The organism is Haloarchaeobius amylolyticus (assembly GCF_026616195.1).
Taxonomy (GTDB): domain Archaea; phylum Halobacteriota; class Halobacteria; order Halobacteriales; family Natrialbaceae; genus Haloarchaeobius; species Haloarchaeobius amylolyticus.
In genome coordinates this window covers 1,772,012-1,785,038 of the sequence record NZ_JANHDH010000001.1, presented here as the reverse complement: position 1 = coordinate 1,785,038, position 13,027 = coordinate 1,772,012, and the positions used below count along the sequence as shown (strand labels likewise).

The following is a 13,027-nucleotide window of genomic DNA, read 5'->3' as shown; positions in this document are numbered from 1 at the left end:
GTGGGCGACCGAACACGCGTCGGTGTCGACGTCGGTGGGACGTTCACCGACGTCGTCCTCCTCACACCAGACGACGACCTCGTCACCGCGAAGGTGCCGAGCACGGCCGACCAGAGCGTCGGCGTCGTCGAGGGCATCGAGAAGGCCTGCGCCGAGGCGGACATCGACCCCGCCGCGGTCGACGCCTTCACGCACGCGATGACCGTCTCGGTCAACGCCCTGCTGGAGGAGGAGGGCGCCGAGACCGCCCTCGTCACGACCGCGGGCTTCCGTGACGTCCTGGAGATCGCCCGGCAGGACCGGCCGGACCTCTACGACTTCGACGAGACGCGACCAGACCCACTCGTCCCGCGCCGGCGCCGGTTCGAGGTCCCGGAACGGACCACCATCGACGGCGTCGAGCAGGCGGTCGACGAGGACGCGGTCCGCGAGGTCGCCGACCGCATCGAGTCGAGCGACGCCGAGAGCGTCGCCGTCTCCCTGCTGCACGCCTACCAGCACGAGGCGAACGAGGCCCGCGTCACCGAGATACTGCGCGAGGAACTCGACGTGCCGGTCTCGGCCAGCCACGAGGTGCTCGCGGAGTTCCGCGAGTACGAGCGCACCTCGACCACGGTGGTCGACGCCTACGTGAAGCCGGCCATCGACGCCTACCTCGGTCGCCTCGAAGAACGCGCCGAGGAGCGCGGCGTCCCGGCCCCGCGCATCATGCAGGCCAACGGCGGCATCGCCGCCGCGAAGACGGTCCGGGAGCGCCCCGTGACGACATCGATGTCCGGCCCGGCGGCCGGCGTGGTCGGTGCGGCCGCCACCGCCGGCGACGCCGCCGAGGACCTCTCGGGGCTCGTCACCTTCGACATGGGCGGGACCTCCAGCGACGTGAGCCTCGTCCGCGACGGCGCGGCCGAGCGCACCACCGACGCCGAGATCAACGGCCGGCCCATCCGGGTCCCGATGGTCGACGTGAACACCGTCGGGGCCGGGGGCGGCTCCATCGCGTGGGTCGACGAGGGCAACGCGCTCCGGGTCGGCCCGAAGTCCTCGGGCGCCGACCCCGGTCCGGCCTGTTACGGCCGCGGCGGGACCGAGCCGACGGTCACGGACGCGAACGTCGTGCTGGGCTACATCGGCGGTTCCTCGGCTCTAGGCGGCGAACTCTCCCTCGACGAGGCGGCCGCCGAGGACGCACTCGCGAACCTGGCCGACGCGGCCGGGCTGGACGACGCGCTGGAGGCGGCCCGGGGCGTCTACCGCGTCGCGAACGCGAACATGACGCGAGCTATCCGCGCCGTGACGGTCGAGCGCGGCCACGACCCGCGCGAGTTCGGGCTGGTCGCCTTCGGCGGCGCGGGCCCGATGCACGCCGCGAACCTCGCGGAACGACTCGACGTGGGGACCGTCGTGGTCCCGCGGGCCTGCGGGGTCCTCTCGGCGTACGGCCTGCTCGCGGCCGACGAGAAGCACGACGCGGTCCGGACGCTCCGCCAGCCACTCGCGGACCTCGACCGCGACCGCGTCGAGACGGCCTACGACGACCTCGGCGAGCAGGTACTGGACGACGTGGCAGAGGGTGCCGAGGCGACGGTCGAACGCGCCGCCGACCTGCGCTACCTCGGCCAGAGCTTCGAGCTCACCGTCCCGGTCGACGCACAGTTCGACGCCGAGACGGTCGCCGACCGCTTCCACCAGGCCCACGAGACGACCTACGGCTACCGGATGGACGAACCGGTCGAACTCGTCAACGTGCGGGCGACCGCCGTCGCCGAGCGCGAGGCGGTCTCGGTACGCTACGAGGCCGGCGAGGACCCGCAGAAGGGCACCCGGCAGGCCTTCTTCGGCGAGGAGTTCCACGAGACCGCGGTGTACGACCGCGAGTCGCTGCCGGTCGGCGAGACGGTCGCCGGCCCGGCGATTCTCGAACAGGACGAGAGCACGGTCGTCGTGCCGCCGGCGTGGTCCGGGGCGGTCCAGCCGGATGGGACCTTCGTGATGAACTACGGAGGTGATGCCGAATGAGCCTCGACGCCGTCACGCTCGAGATTCTCAGAAATCAGTTCGAGGGCGTCGCCGAGGAGATGGGCCAGGTGCTCATCACCGGCGCGTACTCCCCGAACATCAAGGAACGGCGCGACTGCTCGACGGCCCTGTTCGACGCCGAGGGCCGGCTTGTCGCACAGGCCGAGCACATCCCGGTCCACCTCGGCGCGATGCCGGCCGCGGTCGACGCGGTCATCGCGAAGGACCCCGAGCCGGGCGACGTGTGGGTGCTCAACGACCCGTTCCAGGGCGGCACCCACCTGCCGGACGTGACGATGGTCTCGCCGATGACCGTCGACGACGACGCCGACGAGATCATCGGCTACGCCGTCTCCCGCGCCCACCACGCCGACGTGGGCGGGATGAGCCCCGGTAGCATGCCGGCCGGCGCCCGCGAGATCTACCAGGAAGGGCTGCGCCTGCCCCCCGTCAGGCTCGCCATCGGTGGCGAGGTCAACGACGACGTGATGGACATGGTACTGGCGAACGTCCGCAACTCGGGCGAGCGCCAGGCCGACATCCGCGCCCAGCTCGCCGCGAACGACCGGGCCGAGGCACGCCTGCGCGACCTCGTCGACGAGCACGGCGAGGAGCGCATCGTCGCGGCCTTCGACGCCGTGATGGACTACTCGCGCGACCGCATCACGGCCGAACTGGAGGCCCTGCCGGACGGCGAGTACCACGCCCGCGACGTGCTGGAGGGCGACGGCCAGACCGACGACGACATCCCCATCGAGGCGACCGTCACGGTCGACGGGACCGACGTGACGGTCGACTTCGCCGGCACCGCCGACCAGGTCGACGGGAACGTGAACGCGCCGCTGGCGGTCGCCACGAGCGCGGTCTACTTCGTCGTCCGCTGTGTCACCGACCCGGACATCCCGCCGAACCAGGGCTGCTACGATCCCATCACGGTCGAGGCACCCGGGGGCTCGCTGCTCAACCCGACCGCCCCCGCGGCGGTCGTCGGCGGGAACGTCGAGACGAGCCAGCGCGTCACCGACGTGGTGCTGGCCGCCTTCGCCGAGGCCGCGCCCGACCGGGTGCCGGCCCAGGGGCAGGGCACGATGAACAACCTCGTCATCGGCAGCCGCGACGCGAACGGCTTCAGCTACTACGAGACCATCGGCGGCGGCGCCGGTGGGCGCCCCACCGGTGACGGGACCGACGGGGTCCACGTCGGCATGACGAACACGCTGAACACGCCGGTCGAGGCGCTCGAAGCCGAGTACCCCCTCCGCGTCGAGGAGTACGGACTCCGGGAGGGGAGCGGTGGCGACGGCGAGCACCGCGGCGGCCTCGGCATCGTCCGCTCCGTGACCGTCGAGACGGACGCGACCGTCTCGCTCCTGACGGAACGCCGGCGGCACGCGGCGAAGGGCGTCGCCGGCGGCGAGGACGGCGCGGCCGGCGAGAACCGTATCGACGGCGAGTCGGTGCCCGCGAAGACCACGCGGGACGTGGAGGCCGGGACGACCGTCACGGTCGAGACGCCCGGCGGCGGCGGCCACGGCGACCCGGCCGACCGCGACGAGGACGCTCGCGAGGCCGACCAGGCCGACGAGAAGGTGTGACCATGACCGAGCAACCAACCAGGCTCGGCGTCGTCGTCCCGTCGTCGAACACGACGGTCGAGCGCGAGCTGGCGGCGACCCTGCCCGGCGGCGTGTCGTTCCACGCGGCGCGCATGCCGCTCCAGAACGTCACGGTCGAGGAACTCGACGCGATGGCCGACGACGCGGTCGCCGCGGCCGAGCGCCTCGCCCACGCCGACGTGGACGTGGTCGCCTACGCCTGCACGACCGGAAGCCTGCTGCACGGCCCCGGCTTCGACACGCAGCTGGAGGCGGACCTCTCGGCAGCGACCGACGCGCCGGCGGTCGCGACCGCCCGGTCGGTGAAGCGAGCGCTCGACGCGCTCGACGCCGGGTCGGTCGCGCTCGTCACGCCGTACACCGACGACCTGAACGACCGCGAGGTGGACTTCCTCGAGGCCGAGGACGTCACCGTCACGAGCGTCGACGGCCGCGGCATCGAGGCCAACACCGAGATCGGCGCGCTCACGCCGGGCGATGCCGAGGCACAGGTCCGCGAGGCCGTGGGAGACGAGGTCGCGGCGGATGCGGTCTTCGTCTCGTGCACCAACTACCGGACGTTCGCGGCCGTCGCCGACCTGGAGGCGTCGCTCGGCGTGCCGGTCGTCACGAGCAACACGGCGACGCTGTGGGACGCGCTCCGGGCCGCCGGAGCGCCGACCGACTGCGTCCCGGGTCACCTCGGACGAATCACAGGACGTTAAGACCGAGGGCTGTTTTCGACCGAGTATGGACATCGTCGCGACGGTCGTGCTCGCCTTCTGGGCGATGCTGCCCGCGTACGTCCCGAACAACGCCGCGGTGTTGTTCGGCGGCGGCCCGCCCATCGACGGCGGCAGGACCCTGAACGGACGCCGCCTGCTCGGTGACGGCAAGACCTGGCGGGGGACCATCGGGGGGACCCTCGCCGGGATGGCGCTGGCGCTCGTTCTGTCGGCCATCGCCGACCCGGCGAGCGAGCTGCTCGGCGTGGCACTCCCGACGTTCCCGCTCCTCGTCGCCTTCACGCTCTCGTTCGGCGCGATGCTCGGCGACATCGTCGCCTCGTTCCTCAAGCGGCGGACCGGGCGCGAGCGCGGTGCCTCGTTCCCCGGCCTCGACCAGCTCGACTTCGTGGTCGCGTCGCTCGCGCTGACGGCGCTGGCGGCCCCGGGCTGGTTCGGCGACGTGTTCACCGTGCCGGTGCTCGTCGTCGTCGTCGTCGTCACGCCGCTGTTGCACCTCGGGACGAACGGCATCGCGTACGCGCTGCACCTGAAGGAGGAGCCGTGGTAGGCCGAACGCGGTCGCTGTCGGAGTGAGGGATGGCGAACAGACGGCACACCGCTCCGTCGGGCGTCGCTGTGCCGTACACCCGCTGGACGACACCCGGCTCCGGTCAGACCACGACGGGTCTGTGCCGGCATCGCGTTTGAACCCGCGGGCGAGTCCAGACCGAATCCACGGGGCTTATGCTCGCCCGCGTCCCGTTGACGAGCAATGGCGTCCGAGGAACTCATCGCGGCCCTGAAGGCGGCCGACGCGGTCCAGTTCGGCGAGTTCGAACTGAGCCACGGCGGCACCAGCGAGTACTACGTCGACAAGTACCTCTTCGAGACGGACCCGACCTGTCTCGACCTCATCGCCGAGGCGTTCGCCGAGCGCGTCGCCGACTCCGACGCGAAACTGGCCGGCGTCGCCCTCGGCGGGGTCCCGCTGGTCGCGGCGACCGCGCTGAAGGCGAAGCGACCCTACGTCATCGCCCGGAAGCAACAGAAAGAGTACGGCACCGCGAACCTCGTCGAGGGGCACCTCGAGGAGGGGGAGGAGGTCATCGTCGTCGAGGACATCGCGACGACCGGCCAGTCCGCCGTGGACGCGGTCGAGGCGCTCCGTGACGCCGGCGCGGTCGTGAACCGCGCGCTCATCGTGGTCGACCGCGAGGAGGGCGGCCGCGAGAACCTCGCCGAGGCCGGCGTCGAGATGGAGGCGCTCGTGACGGCGAGCGAACTGCTGGCCGACGCCGAGGAGTAGCCCCCCTGTCACGTCCGGGCGCTCCCGGTCGTTCCTGTCGGCTGAAGGGTCCCGGTTGTCCACACGATTTCGGGCCCACCCCGACGCCGGCTATCGTTCTCAGGAGTTTGGAATCGGCTTCCGTCTTTATCCTGTTGTCTCACCTTTCTCTAGCTGTCATGAGCATCAAGGCACGTCGGAACGCCGGACCCGGAATCAACCTCGAGATAATCCAGGCCGTGTTCCTGCTCATCGCGGGCGTCCTGATCTCGGTGGGGGCGTACCTCCTGCTGACGGACGCCGGCGTCAGCATCGAACTGACCGGGCTGTTCGGGGTCTCGGTCCTGTTCGGCCTCATGGTCGTCGGCGCCGCGTGGATCCTCGGCCGGAAGAAGCCCCGCGAGTCGCCGGACGTCGAGTTCGAGCCCTGAACCGGTCTGATTCTTCGGCTACGCTGTCATCCCGAAAGCGGCAGCGCTCGACCGCGTGTCGGTGCCGCCCACAGCCCAGTTTCCAGCTGCCGCAGTGACATTTTTGTAACCGTCGCGTGACCGGCCGTGTATGGATGTCCTGAAACGGGTGGGCCGGTACGCCGGGGGCGCGGTCGCCCTGGGCGGCCTCGCGTTCGCTGCCGCGTTCGTTGGTCGGCGGACCGCCGACCCGATGGCGGCCAGCTACGTCCAGCCATTCACCATCTGGACGCAGCTGCTCGGTATCGGTGCCGGTCTCGTACTCCTGTTCGTCGGGCTGGCCATCGTCGGCGCCGCCGGTCCGGGGGCGGACGAGTGAGCGCTTCCGGCGTGGTCACAGCGACCGCGAGGAGTTCGCCACCACGAGCAGGCTGCTCGCGGCCATCGCGACCGCGGCGACCAGGGGATTGAGGTTGCCCGTCGCGGCGACCGGGATGGCGATGGCGTTGTAGGCGAGCGCCCAGCCGAGGTTCTGGCGGACCCGGCGTCTCGCGGCCCGCGTGAGGTCGAACACCCGCGAGACGGCGGCGAGGTCGTCCTCGGTGAGGACCACGTCGGCGGCGTCGGCCGCGAGCGCGGTCCCGCCCCCCATGGCGACGCCGAGGTCGGCGGTCGCCAGCGCGGGGGCGTCGTTGCTCCCGTCGCCGACCATCGCGACGGTGCCGCGCTCTTGCAGGCGGTCGACGATCTCGGCCTTGGCTTCGGGTGGAACCCCCGCGAAGACGTGGTCCACGTCGGGGTTCTCGCGGAAGCGCTCGGCGGCGCGCTCGTCGTCCCCGGTGATGACGGCGACCTCGCGCTCGTCGGTGGCGAGGTCGGCGACGACCGGCTCCCAGTCCTCGCGGGCGTCGTCGCCGACGACCACCAGGCCCCGGGCGGTGCCGCCCCAGCCGACCACGACCGGGACGTTCCCGGTCGCGCGGGCGTCGTCGGCGCGGGCGAGCAGGGCCTCCGGGACGGGCCAGTCGCGGGCCGCGAACAGGTCCGGGTGGCCGACGACGACCCGGTCACCGTCGACCTCGGCCGAGACACCGCGGCCCGGGTGGGTCTCGAAGTCGGTGACCGTCGCGGCAGTGGGGTCGGTGGCGTCGTCGGCGCGGGCCGCCTCGGCGATGGCCTCGCCGATGGGGTGCTCCGAGAGTGATTCGACCGCGCCTGCCCGCGCGAGCAGGGACTCGTCGTCGGTGTCCTCGCGGGGCACCACGTCGTGGACCCGCATCGACCCGGTGGTGAGCGTCCCCGTCTTGTCGAAGGCCACCACGTCGAGTTGGGTCGCGGTCTCGAAGACGCTGGAGTCGCCGACGACGATGCCCTCGTCGAGGGCGGCGCCGACCGCGGAGGCGACCGCGAGTGGGGTCGCCAGCCCCAGCGCACACGGGCAGGAGACGACGAGCACCGCGAGGCCGGTGAGCAGCGCCCCCGTGACGCCCGCGCCGGTGACCAGTTGCCAGCCGGCGGCGACGACCGCGATGGTGAGCACGAGCGGGACGAAGACGGCGGCGAGGCGGTCCGCCAGGCGCTGGACGCCGGTCCGGCCGGTCTGGATGTCCCACATGAGCGTGACGAGGCGGTCGAGGGTACTCTGGGCGTCCGCGGCCACCTCGACCACCAGCGGGGCGTCGGTGACGACCGCCCCACCGACGACCTCGTCGCCCGAATCGACGCGCTCGGGGACCGACTCGCCCGTGACGAGCGACTCGTCGACCGCGGCGGTACCCTCTCTCACCGTGCCGTCGACCGGGACGCGTTCGCCCGGTTTGACGAGCACGGCCTCGCCTCCGGTGAGGTCGTCGACCGAGACCTCGACGGTCTCGCCGCCGGGGAGTCGCTTTCTGGCCGTGCTGACCTGTTCCTCGGTGAGTTCGCCGAGACGGTCGGTCGCCCGGCGCTTGATGCGCTTCTCGTAGTAGTTCCCGATGGAGACGACCATGACGACGACCACGGTGATGTCGAAGTACACCTCGGCCCCGCCGGTGAGCAGGACGCCGACGGAGTAGACGAAGGCGTTGACCGCGGCCAGTGCGACCAGCAGGTCCATGTTCGGGATGCCAGAGCGCAGGCTGACGTACGCGCCCTGCAGGATGGGGTAGCCGGTGTAGCCGAGGACGACCGTGGTCATCACGACGATGTTGGCGAGCAGGTACTGCCCAGCGACCCCGCTCACGTCGAGCAGGAGGTCGTCCGGGTTCACGCCGAGGTACGCCGGGTAGAGGAAGAGGACGTACCACAGCATGGTCATCATCCCGAAGAAGCCGCCGACGAGCAGGCGCATGAGTTCGGTCCCGTCGTCCTCGTCCTCCTCGTCCAGCAGCCGGGCGCGGTAGCCCGCGGTGGTGAACAGGTCGGGGAGGCTCGCCTCGGACACCTGTCGGGGGTCGAAGCGCACCCGGACGAGTTCGCTGGCGTAACTCGCGTCCACGTCCACGACCCCGGTGTGCTGCCGGCCGGACCCCTCGAGGAACGCCTCGCAGGTCGCACAGTGCATGCCGTCGACCGCGAGGTAGGTCGTCTCGGCGTCCTCGACGGCCCCGGTGGCGTCGTCGAAGGCGTCGCGCACGTCGTCCGGGCTCTCGACGTCCGCCACGTCGCCGAGCTGGCGCGCCACCTCGCAACAGCCCTGGCAGCAGAACGTGCCGTCCACGTCGGCCGCGGTGATTGGCGGTTCGGGCGTCGGCAGGCCGCAGAGTGAACACTCGTCGCTGTCCGTGGCGTCGTCCTCGGCTGGTTCCGCGGGAGAGTCGTGCTGGCTCATGGTGACAGCGGCGGTGGAGACGATGTCAGGCGGGGATGGTCGGCCCCGGCATCGGCAGCGGGATGTGCGGGACGTGGATGCCCAGCAGCAGCAACCCGTGTGACAGCGGGATGTACCCCATGACGAGGAACGCGGCGCCGAGCCCCCGGTGGAGGTGCGAGCGCCACCGGGCGTCGGCCGACTGGAACAGCGTCCCGTAGGCGAACAGGGTCGGGATGGTCCCGAGCCCGAGGACCCCCAGCGAGAGGCCGCCCGCGACGGGCGAGCCGGTCGCCAGCGCGTAGAGGTACGCCGGGTAGATGATGGGACACGGGAGCAGGCCGTGGACCGCGCCGAGCCCGACGATGCGGGGGCCGCGGACCCACGAGTCGACGCGGGCCGTCAGGGCGCCGTAGACGCGCTGGAACAGACCCCCGACGACCGGAATCGACACGCCGTGACCGGCCGTGCTCCCCCGGAGCAGGTAGCCCGCGCCGGTCACGAGGATGAAGCCGCCGACGAGGATGCCCGTGACGGCCCGGAAGCCGTCTGCCACCGGCGTCACCGCGGCCGCGTCGAAGACGAGCATCCCGAGCAGGCCCATCAGCGCGCCGATGGCGGCGTAGCTCAGGGTTCGGCCCAGGTTGAACAGGGCGTGCTGGCGCACGTCCCGGAAGGAGAGTCGGTCGCGGTCCGAGCCCATGCGGTCGGCGTACAGCGTGACGAGGGGGCCGCACATCCCCAGACAGTGCGCGCCGGCGAGGAGGCCGACGACGAGGAACACGCCGAGACCGACGGGGTCCGGGGCCATCGGCAGCTCAGGCACCCCCGTCGGTGACGCGTCCGACCGCGGCGACGATACGGTCCGCCGGGACGATGTCCGGGCGCGCGGTCTCGCGGTAGGCGACGCGGCCGTCGGGCGTGACGACCGCGAGGAAGGGTATCTGGCGGGCGTCGAGCGCGTGGACGAGCCTGGCCTCGCGGTCGTGCGCCAGCGTCCAGTCGCCGTGGGCGTCGCGCCACCACTCGCGCAGGCCCTCGGGCGAGACGCCCGTCTCGCCGATGGGTTCGCCCGTCACGGAGACGACGTGGACCGCGTCGCCGAGTCGCTCGTGGGCGGTGGCGACCGCCCGGGTCTGCGGCTTGCAGGGGCCACAGACCGTCGCGAAGAGGTCGAGGACGACCGGCCGGTCGGCTGCCGGGACCGTTATCGTCCCCGCCTCGCTCCCCCGGGCGTCGAGGGTCTCGACGGTGGTCGTGGCGAGCGTGTCGCCCTCGCGGCCGGCGGTCGCCCACGCGGCCACCCCGAGGCCGACGCCGGCGGCTCCCGCGGCGGCACCGAGGAAGGTCCGGCGTCGCATCGGCTCAGTGGCCTGCGGCGTGGTCGTCCTCGTGCTCGGTCGGCGACATCATGTAGTAGAGCCCGGCAGAGATGAGCAGGACGTTGAGCAGTGTGAGGATGGCCGGCCACGGCTCTTCGAGCGCGACGTACAGTACGGCCGGAATCAGCGCGAGCAACCCGACACCGGCGACGAGCTGCGTTCGGTCCAGGTTCATAGACCGGTGTACTTCGTCCTCCCTCTTTGGATTACCGCCGGTTCCAACAGCATGAGAATTCACCCCTTGTTATAGTGGGGTTGGCCCACAACTGCCTGCCTGTCTATGCGTAGCACGAGCAGCAGTACGGTTCGCGCGCGCTCACAGGGCGAGTGCGCCAGAGACGGGGTGTCGATATGAGTTCGGAGGCAACAGCAGCCGAGGACGTCTCGGAGCCGGACGAGGTCGTCCGTGAACTCGGCCACGACGAGTTCGACCCGGTGGGGACGGCCTCGCTCATCGTGGTGTACTTCCTGATATTGGTGCTCCTGTGGGGCTTCATGTACTTCATCGAGTTCCTCGGTAACGGACCGACGGTGATCGGGTGACACGATGCATATACACAGGTTCGAGAAACTCTGGCTCGGTGTGGCGTTGTTGCTCATCGTGGGGTTCATCGCGACCATCACCTACGGCGCCATCGGGGCCGGGGTCGAGATGGTCGACGACGACGGCGGGCAGGTCGACCCGCAGGCCCTCGACGAGCACGAGAACTTCTCCGACCCGGGCGTGGTCAAGACGGGACCGAACGAGTACCACGTCTACATCGTCGCGAAACAGTTCAGCTACAACCCGGGGACGCCCGACGTCTCCCGGCCCATCCGGGTCCCGACGGACGCGAACGTGACCTTCCACATCACCAGCAGTGACGTCATCCACGGCTTCGAGCTGGCCGGGACGAACATCAACACGATGGTCATCCCGGGGCAGGTCGCGACCATCAAGACCCGGTTCGACGAGCCGGACACCTACGGCATCGTCTGCCACGAGTACTGTGGTGCGAACCACCACAACATGGAGGGCAAGGTCATCGCCGTCCCGTCGGACCAGTACACGTACAACGGGTCGAGCGGTAACACGACGAACGCCACCGCGGGGGTGAGCGCATGAGCACCGAGGCACTCGAAGGTGTCACCGACACCCACTTCGTGGACGAGTACCCGTTCGAGGCGAAGGTCACCCGGGTCTGTCTGGGCATCGCTTTCGGGGCGCTCCTCGTCGGCGGCCTGATGGGGCTGGTGCAGGCGCTGCACCGTACCGGCGCCCTGCGCATCATGCCGTCGCAGTACTACTACACGGTCCTCACGGGCCACGGCGTGCTGCTGGCGCTCATCTTCACGACGTTCTTCATCTGTGGCCTGTTCACCTGGGGCATCACCCGGAGCCTGGACACGCCGATACCGAACCGGAACATCACCCGCGCCTGGGTGCTGCTGATGGCGCTCGGCACCGTCCTGGCGACGGTCGCCATCCTGGGCGGCTTCGCGGGCGAGGTGCCGTTCCAGGCCGACGTGCTGTTCACCTTCTACGCGCCGCTGAAGGCGCACCCCATCTTCTACTTCGGGCTGGCCGCGTTCCTCGTCGGGACGTGGATCGCCGGCCTCGACTGGTTCCGCACCTACTACGTCTGGCGGCAGGACAACCCGGACGAGCGCGTCCCGCTCCAGACGTTCATGGTGCTGACGACCATGCTGATGTGGTACATCTCCACCTTCGGCGTCGCCGTCGAGGTGCTCTTCTTCCTCCTGCCGTGGTCGCTCGGCATCATCGAGACGGTCGACCCGCTGCTGACGCGGACGCTGTTCTGGTACTTCGGCCACCCGGTCGTGTACTTCTGGCTGATGCCCGCGTACTTCGTCTGGTACACCATCCTGCCGAAGCTCTCGGGCGGCCGGCTGTTCAGCGACCCGCTCGCACGCGTGGTGTTCATCCTGTTCCTCATCCTCTCGACGCCGGTCGGCTTCCACCACCAGTACATGGACCCCGGCATCGCGAGTGGCTTCAAGTTCGTCGCGATGACGAACACGATGTTCCTGCTCCTGCCGAGCCTGCTGACGGCGTTCACCGTCGTCGCCAGCATGGAGCACGGGGCGCGCCAGCGCGGCGGCGAGGGCCGCTTCGGCTGGCTGCGCTCCCTGCCGTGGGACAACCCGGCCTTCGCGGGCGTCGCGCTCGCCGGCCTGATGTTCGCCGCCGGCGGGTTCTCCGGGATGATCAACGCCGGGATGAACATCAACTACCTCATCCACAACACGCTGTGGGTGCCCGGTCACTTCCACCTGACCGTCGGGACCGCCTCGGCCCTGACGTTCATGGCCATCACCTACTGGCTGTGGCCGCAGGTCACCGGCAAGCGCCTGCAGTTCCGCGGGGTCGCGACGGCCCAGCCGTTCGTCTGGTTCCTCGGCATGACGCTCATGTCGAACGCGATGCACCGCGCCGGCCTGGCGAGTCTGCCGCGCCGCACCGCCGAGCCGGAGTGGGGTCGCGTCACCGGCGTCGCCTACCAGACGCCGTTCGGGACCGTCCAGGAGATGCAACTCCAGATCGCCATCGGGGCGGTCTTCCTGTTCGTCTCCCTGGGCATGTTCTGGCTGGTGTTCGCCGGCACGTGGAACGCCGACCGCGAGAAGAGTACGGTCGTCGTCGACGGCGTCATCCCGGAGCCGCTGTCGGGGCCGAGCGACAGCCCGCGCATCCTCGACAACTTCAAGCTCTGGACGGCGCTGGCCATCGTGCTCATCCTCATCGCCTACGGGCTCCCGGTGATGGACCTGCTCGCGGACGGGGCACTCTCGCCCGGCATGCCGCCGGTCTCGCCCTGA

General features: G+C 70.7%; 14 protein-coding genes. 10 read left to right on the top strand and 4 right to left on the bottom strand.

All coding sequences use genetic code 11. The features are described from left to right. From NOV86_RS09190 to NOV86_RS09160, 7 genes are all read left to right on the top strand, one after another. The gene (locus NOV86_RS09190; RefSeq protein ID WP_267641045.1) at positions 1-2,016 is read left to right on the top strand and encodes a hydantoinase/oxoprolinase family protein; all 2,016 of its coding nucleotides are present in this window, start codon (positions 1-3) and stop codon (positions 2,014-2,016) included. Continuing rightward, complete coding sequence (locus NOV86_RS09185; protein WP_267641044.1) at positions 2,013-3,611, top strand: hydantoinase B/oxoprolinase family protein; 1,599 nt, start codon at positions 2,013-2,015, stop codon at positions 3,609-3,611. Before NOV86_RS09190 ends, NOV86_RS09185 begins: the two co-directional genes overlap by 4 nt. Positions 3,612-3,613: 2 nt before the next feature. Further along, the gene (locus NOV86_RS09180; RefSeq protein WP_267641043.1) at positions 3,614-4,336 is read left to right on the top strand and encodes a maleate cis-trans isomerase family protein; all 723 of its coding nucleotides are present in this window, start codon (positions 3,614-3,616) and stop codon (positions 4,334-4,336) included. Positions 4,337-4,361: 25 nt separating this feature from the next. Continuing rightward, a complete protein-coding gene (locus NOV86_RS09175) occupies positions 4,362-4,907 on the top strand; it encodes a CDP-2,3-bis-(O-geranylgeranyl)-sn-glycerol synthase (protein WP_267641042.1) in 546 nt (181 codons plus the stop codon). A gap of 204 nt (positions 4,908-5,111) precedes the next feature. Beyond that, complete coding sequence (pyrE, locus tag NOV86_RS09170) at positions 5,112-5,645, top strand: orotate phosphoribosyltransferase (RefSeq protein ID WP_267641041.1); 534 nt, start codon at positions 5,112-5,114, stop codon at positions 5,643-5,645. A 158-nt stretch (positions 5,646-5,803) separates the two neighbouring features. Beyond that, entirely contained in the window at positions 5,804-6,055 is a 252-nt protein-coding gene (locus NOV86_RS09165) for a hypothetical protein (protein ID WP_267641040.1), read from the top strand. Positions 6,056-6,185: 130 nt separating this feature from the next. After that, entirely contained in the window at positions 6,186-6,413 is a 228-nt protein-coding gene (locus tag NOV86_RS09160; protein WP_267641039.1) for a hypothetical protein, read from the top strand. A gap of 15 nt (positions 6,414-6,428) precedes the next feature. On the opposite strand, the gene NOV86_RS09155 is transcribed toward NOV86_RS09160, so the two are convergent. Genes NOV86_RS09155 through NOV86_RS09140 form a run of 4 tightly spaced genes read right to left on the bottom strand, consistent with a single transcriptional unit; the run spans position 6,429 to position 10,382 of the window. After that, a complete protein-coding gene (locus NOV86_RS09155) occupies positions 6,429-8,846 on the bottom strand; it encodes a heavy metal translocating P-type ATPase (RefSeq protein ID WP_267641038.1) in 2,418 nt (805 codons plus the stop codon). Between the two features lie 25 nt (positions 8,847-8,871). After that, entirely contained in the window at positions 8,872-9,636 is a 765-nt protein-coding gene (locus NOV86_RS09150; protein WP_267641037.1) for a sulfite exporter TauE/SafE family protein, read from the bottom strand. 7 nt (positions 9,637-9,643) lie between these two features. After that, the gene (locus NOV86_RS09145) at positions 9,644-10,186 is read right to left on the bottom strand and encodes a TlpA family protein disulfide reductase (RefSeq protein ID WP_267641036.1); all 543 of its coding nucleotides are present in this window, start codon (positions 10,184-10,186) and stop codon (positions 9,644-9,646) included. Between the two features lie 4 nt (positions 10,187-10,190). Further along, positions 10,191-10,382, bottom strand: a complete 192-nt coding sequence (locus NOV86_RS09140) for a DUF8131 family protein (RefSeq protein ID WP_267641035.1) — start codon at positions 10,380-10,382, stop codon at positions 10,191-10,193. A gap of 176 nt (positions 10,383-10,558) precedes the next feature. Here NOV86_RS09140 and NOV86_RS09135 point away from each other — a divergent pair, with 176 nt between their 5' ends. Genes NOV86_RS09135 through NOV86_RS09125 form a run of 3 tightly spaced genes read left to right on the top strand, consistent with a single transcriptional unit; the run spans position 10,559 to position 13,027 of the window. Then, positions 10,559-10,750, top strand: coding sequence for a cytochrome oxidase (locus NOV86_RS09135; protein WP_267641034.1), 192 nt, complete (start codon positions 10,559-10,561; stop codon positions 10,748-10,750). Positions 10,751-10,754: 4 nt separating this feature from the next. Beyond that, positions 10,755-11,312, top strand: coding sequence for a cytochrome c oxidase subunit II (locus tag NOV86_RS09130; RefSeq protein ID WP_267641033.1), 558 nt, complete (start codon positions 10,755-10,757; stop codon positions 11,310-11,312). Then, the gene (locus NOV86_RS09125) at positions 11,309-13,027 is read left to right on the top strand and encodes a b(o/a)3-type cytochrome-c oxidase subunit 1 (protein WP_267641032.1); all 1,719 of its coding nucleotides are present in this window, start codon (positions 11,309-11,311) and stop codon (positions 13,025-13,027) included. Before NOV86_RS09130 ends, NOV86_RS09125 begins: the two co-directional genes overlap by 4 nt.

Coding starts and splice junctions, on each gene's coding strand:
- NOV86_RS09185 (WP_267641044.1), top strand. CDS start 2,013: ATGAGCCTCGACGCCGTCACGCTCGAGATTCTCAGAAATCAGTTCGAG.
- NOV86_RS09180 (WP_267641043.1), top strand. CDS start 3,614: ATGACCGAGCAACCAACCAGGCTCGGCGTCGTCGTCCCGTCGTCGAAC.
- NOV86_RS09175 (WP_267641042.1), top strand. CDS start 4,362: ATGGACATCGTCGCGACGGTCGTGCTCGCCTTCTGGGCGATGCTGCCC.
- pyrE (WP_267641041.1), top strand. CDS start 5,112: ATGGCGTCCGAGGAACTCATCGCGGCCCTGAAGGCGGCCGACGCGGTC.
- NOV86_RS09165 (WP_267641040.1), top strand. CDS start 5,804: ATGAGCATCAAGGCACGTCGGAACGCCGGACCCGGAATCAACCTCGAG.
- NOV86_RS09160 (WP_267641039.1), top strand. CDS start 6,186: ATGGATGTCCTGAAACGGGTGGGCCGGTACGCCGGGGGCGCGGTCGCC.
- NOV86_RS09155 (WP_267641038.1), bottom strand. CDS start 8,846: ATGAGCCAGCACGACTCTCCCGCGGAACCAGCCGAGGACGACGCCACG.
- NOV86_RS09150 (WP_267641037.1), bottom strand. CDS start 9,636: ATGGCCCCGGACCCCGTCGGTCTCGGCGTGTTCCTCGTCGTCGGCCTC.
- NOV86_RS09145 (WP_267641036.1), bottom strand. CDS start 10,186: ATGCGACGCCGGACCTTCCTCGGTGCCGCCGCGGGAGCCGCCGGCGTC.
- NOV86_RS09140 (WP_267641035.1), bottom strand. CDS start 10,382: ATGAACCTGGACCGAACGCAGCTCGTCGCCGGTGTCGGGTTGCTCGCG.
- NOV86_RS09135 (WP_267641034.1), top strand. CDS start 10,559: ATGAGTTCGGAGGCAACAGCAGCCGAGGACGTCTCGGAGCCGGACGAG.
- NOV86_RS09130 (WP_267641033.1), top strand. CDS start 10,755: ATGCATATACACAGGTTCGAGAAACTCTGGCTCGGTGTGGCGTTGTTG.
- NOV86_RS09125 (WP_267641032.1), top strand. CDS start 11,309: ATGAGCACCGAGGCACTCGAAGGTGTCACCGACACCCACTTCGTGGAC.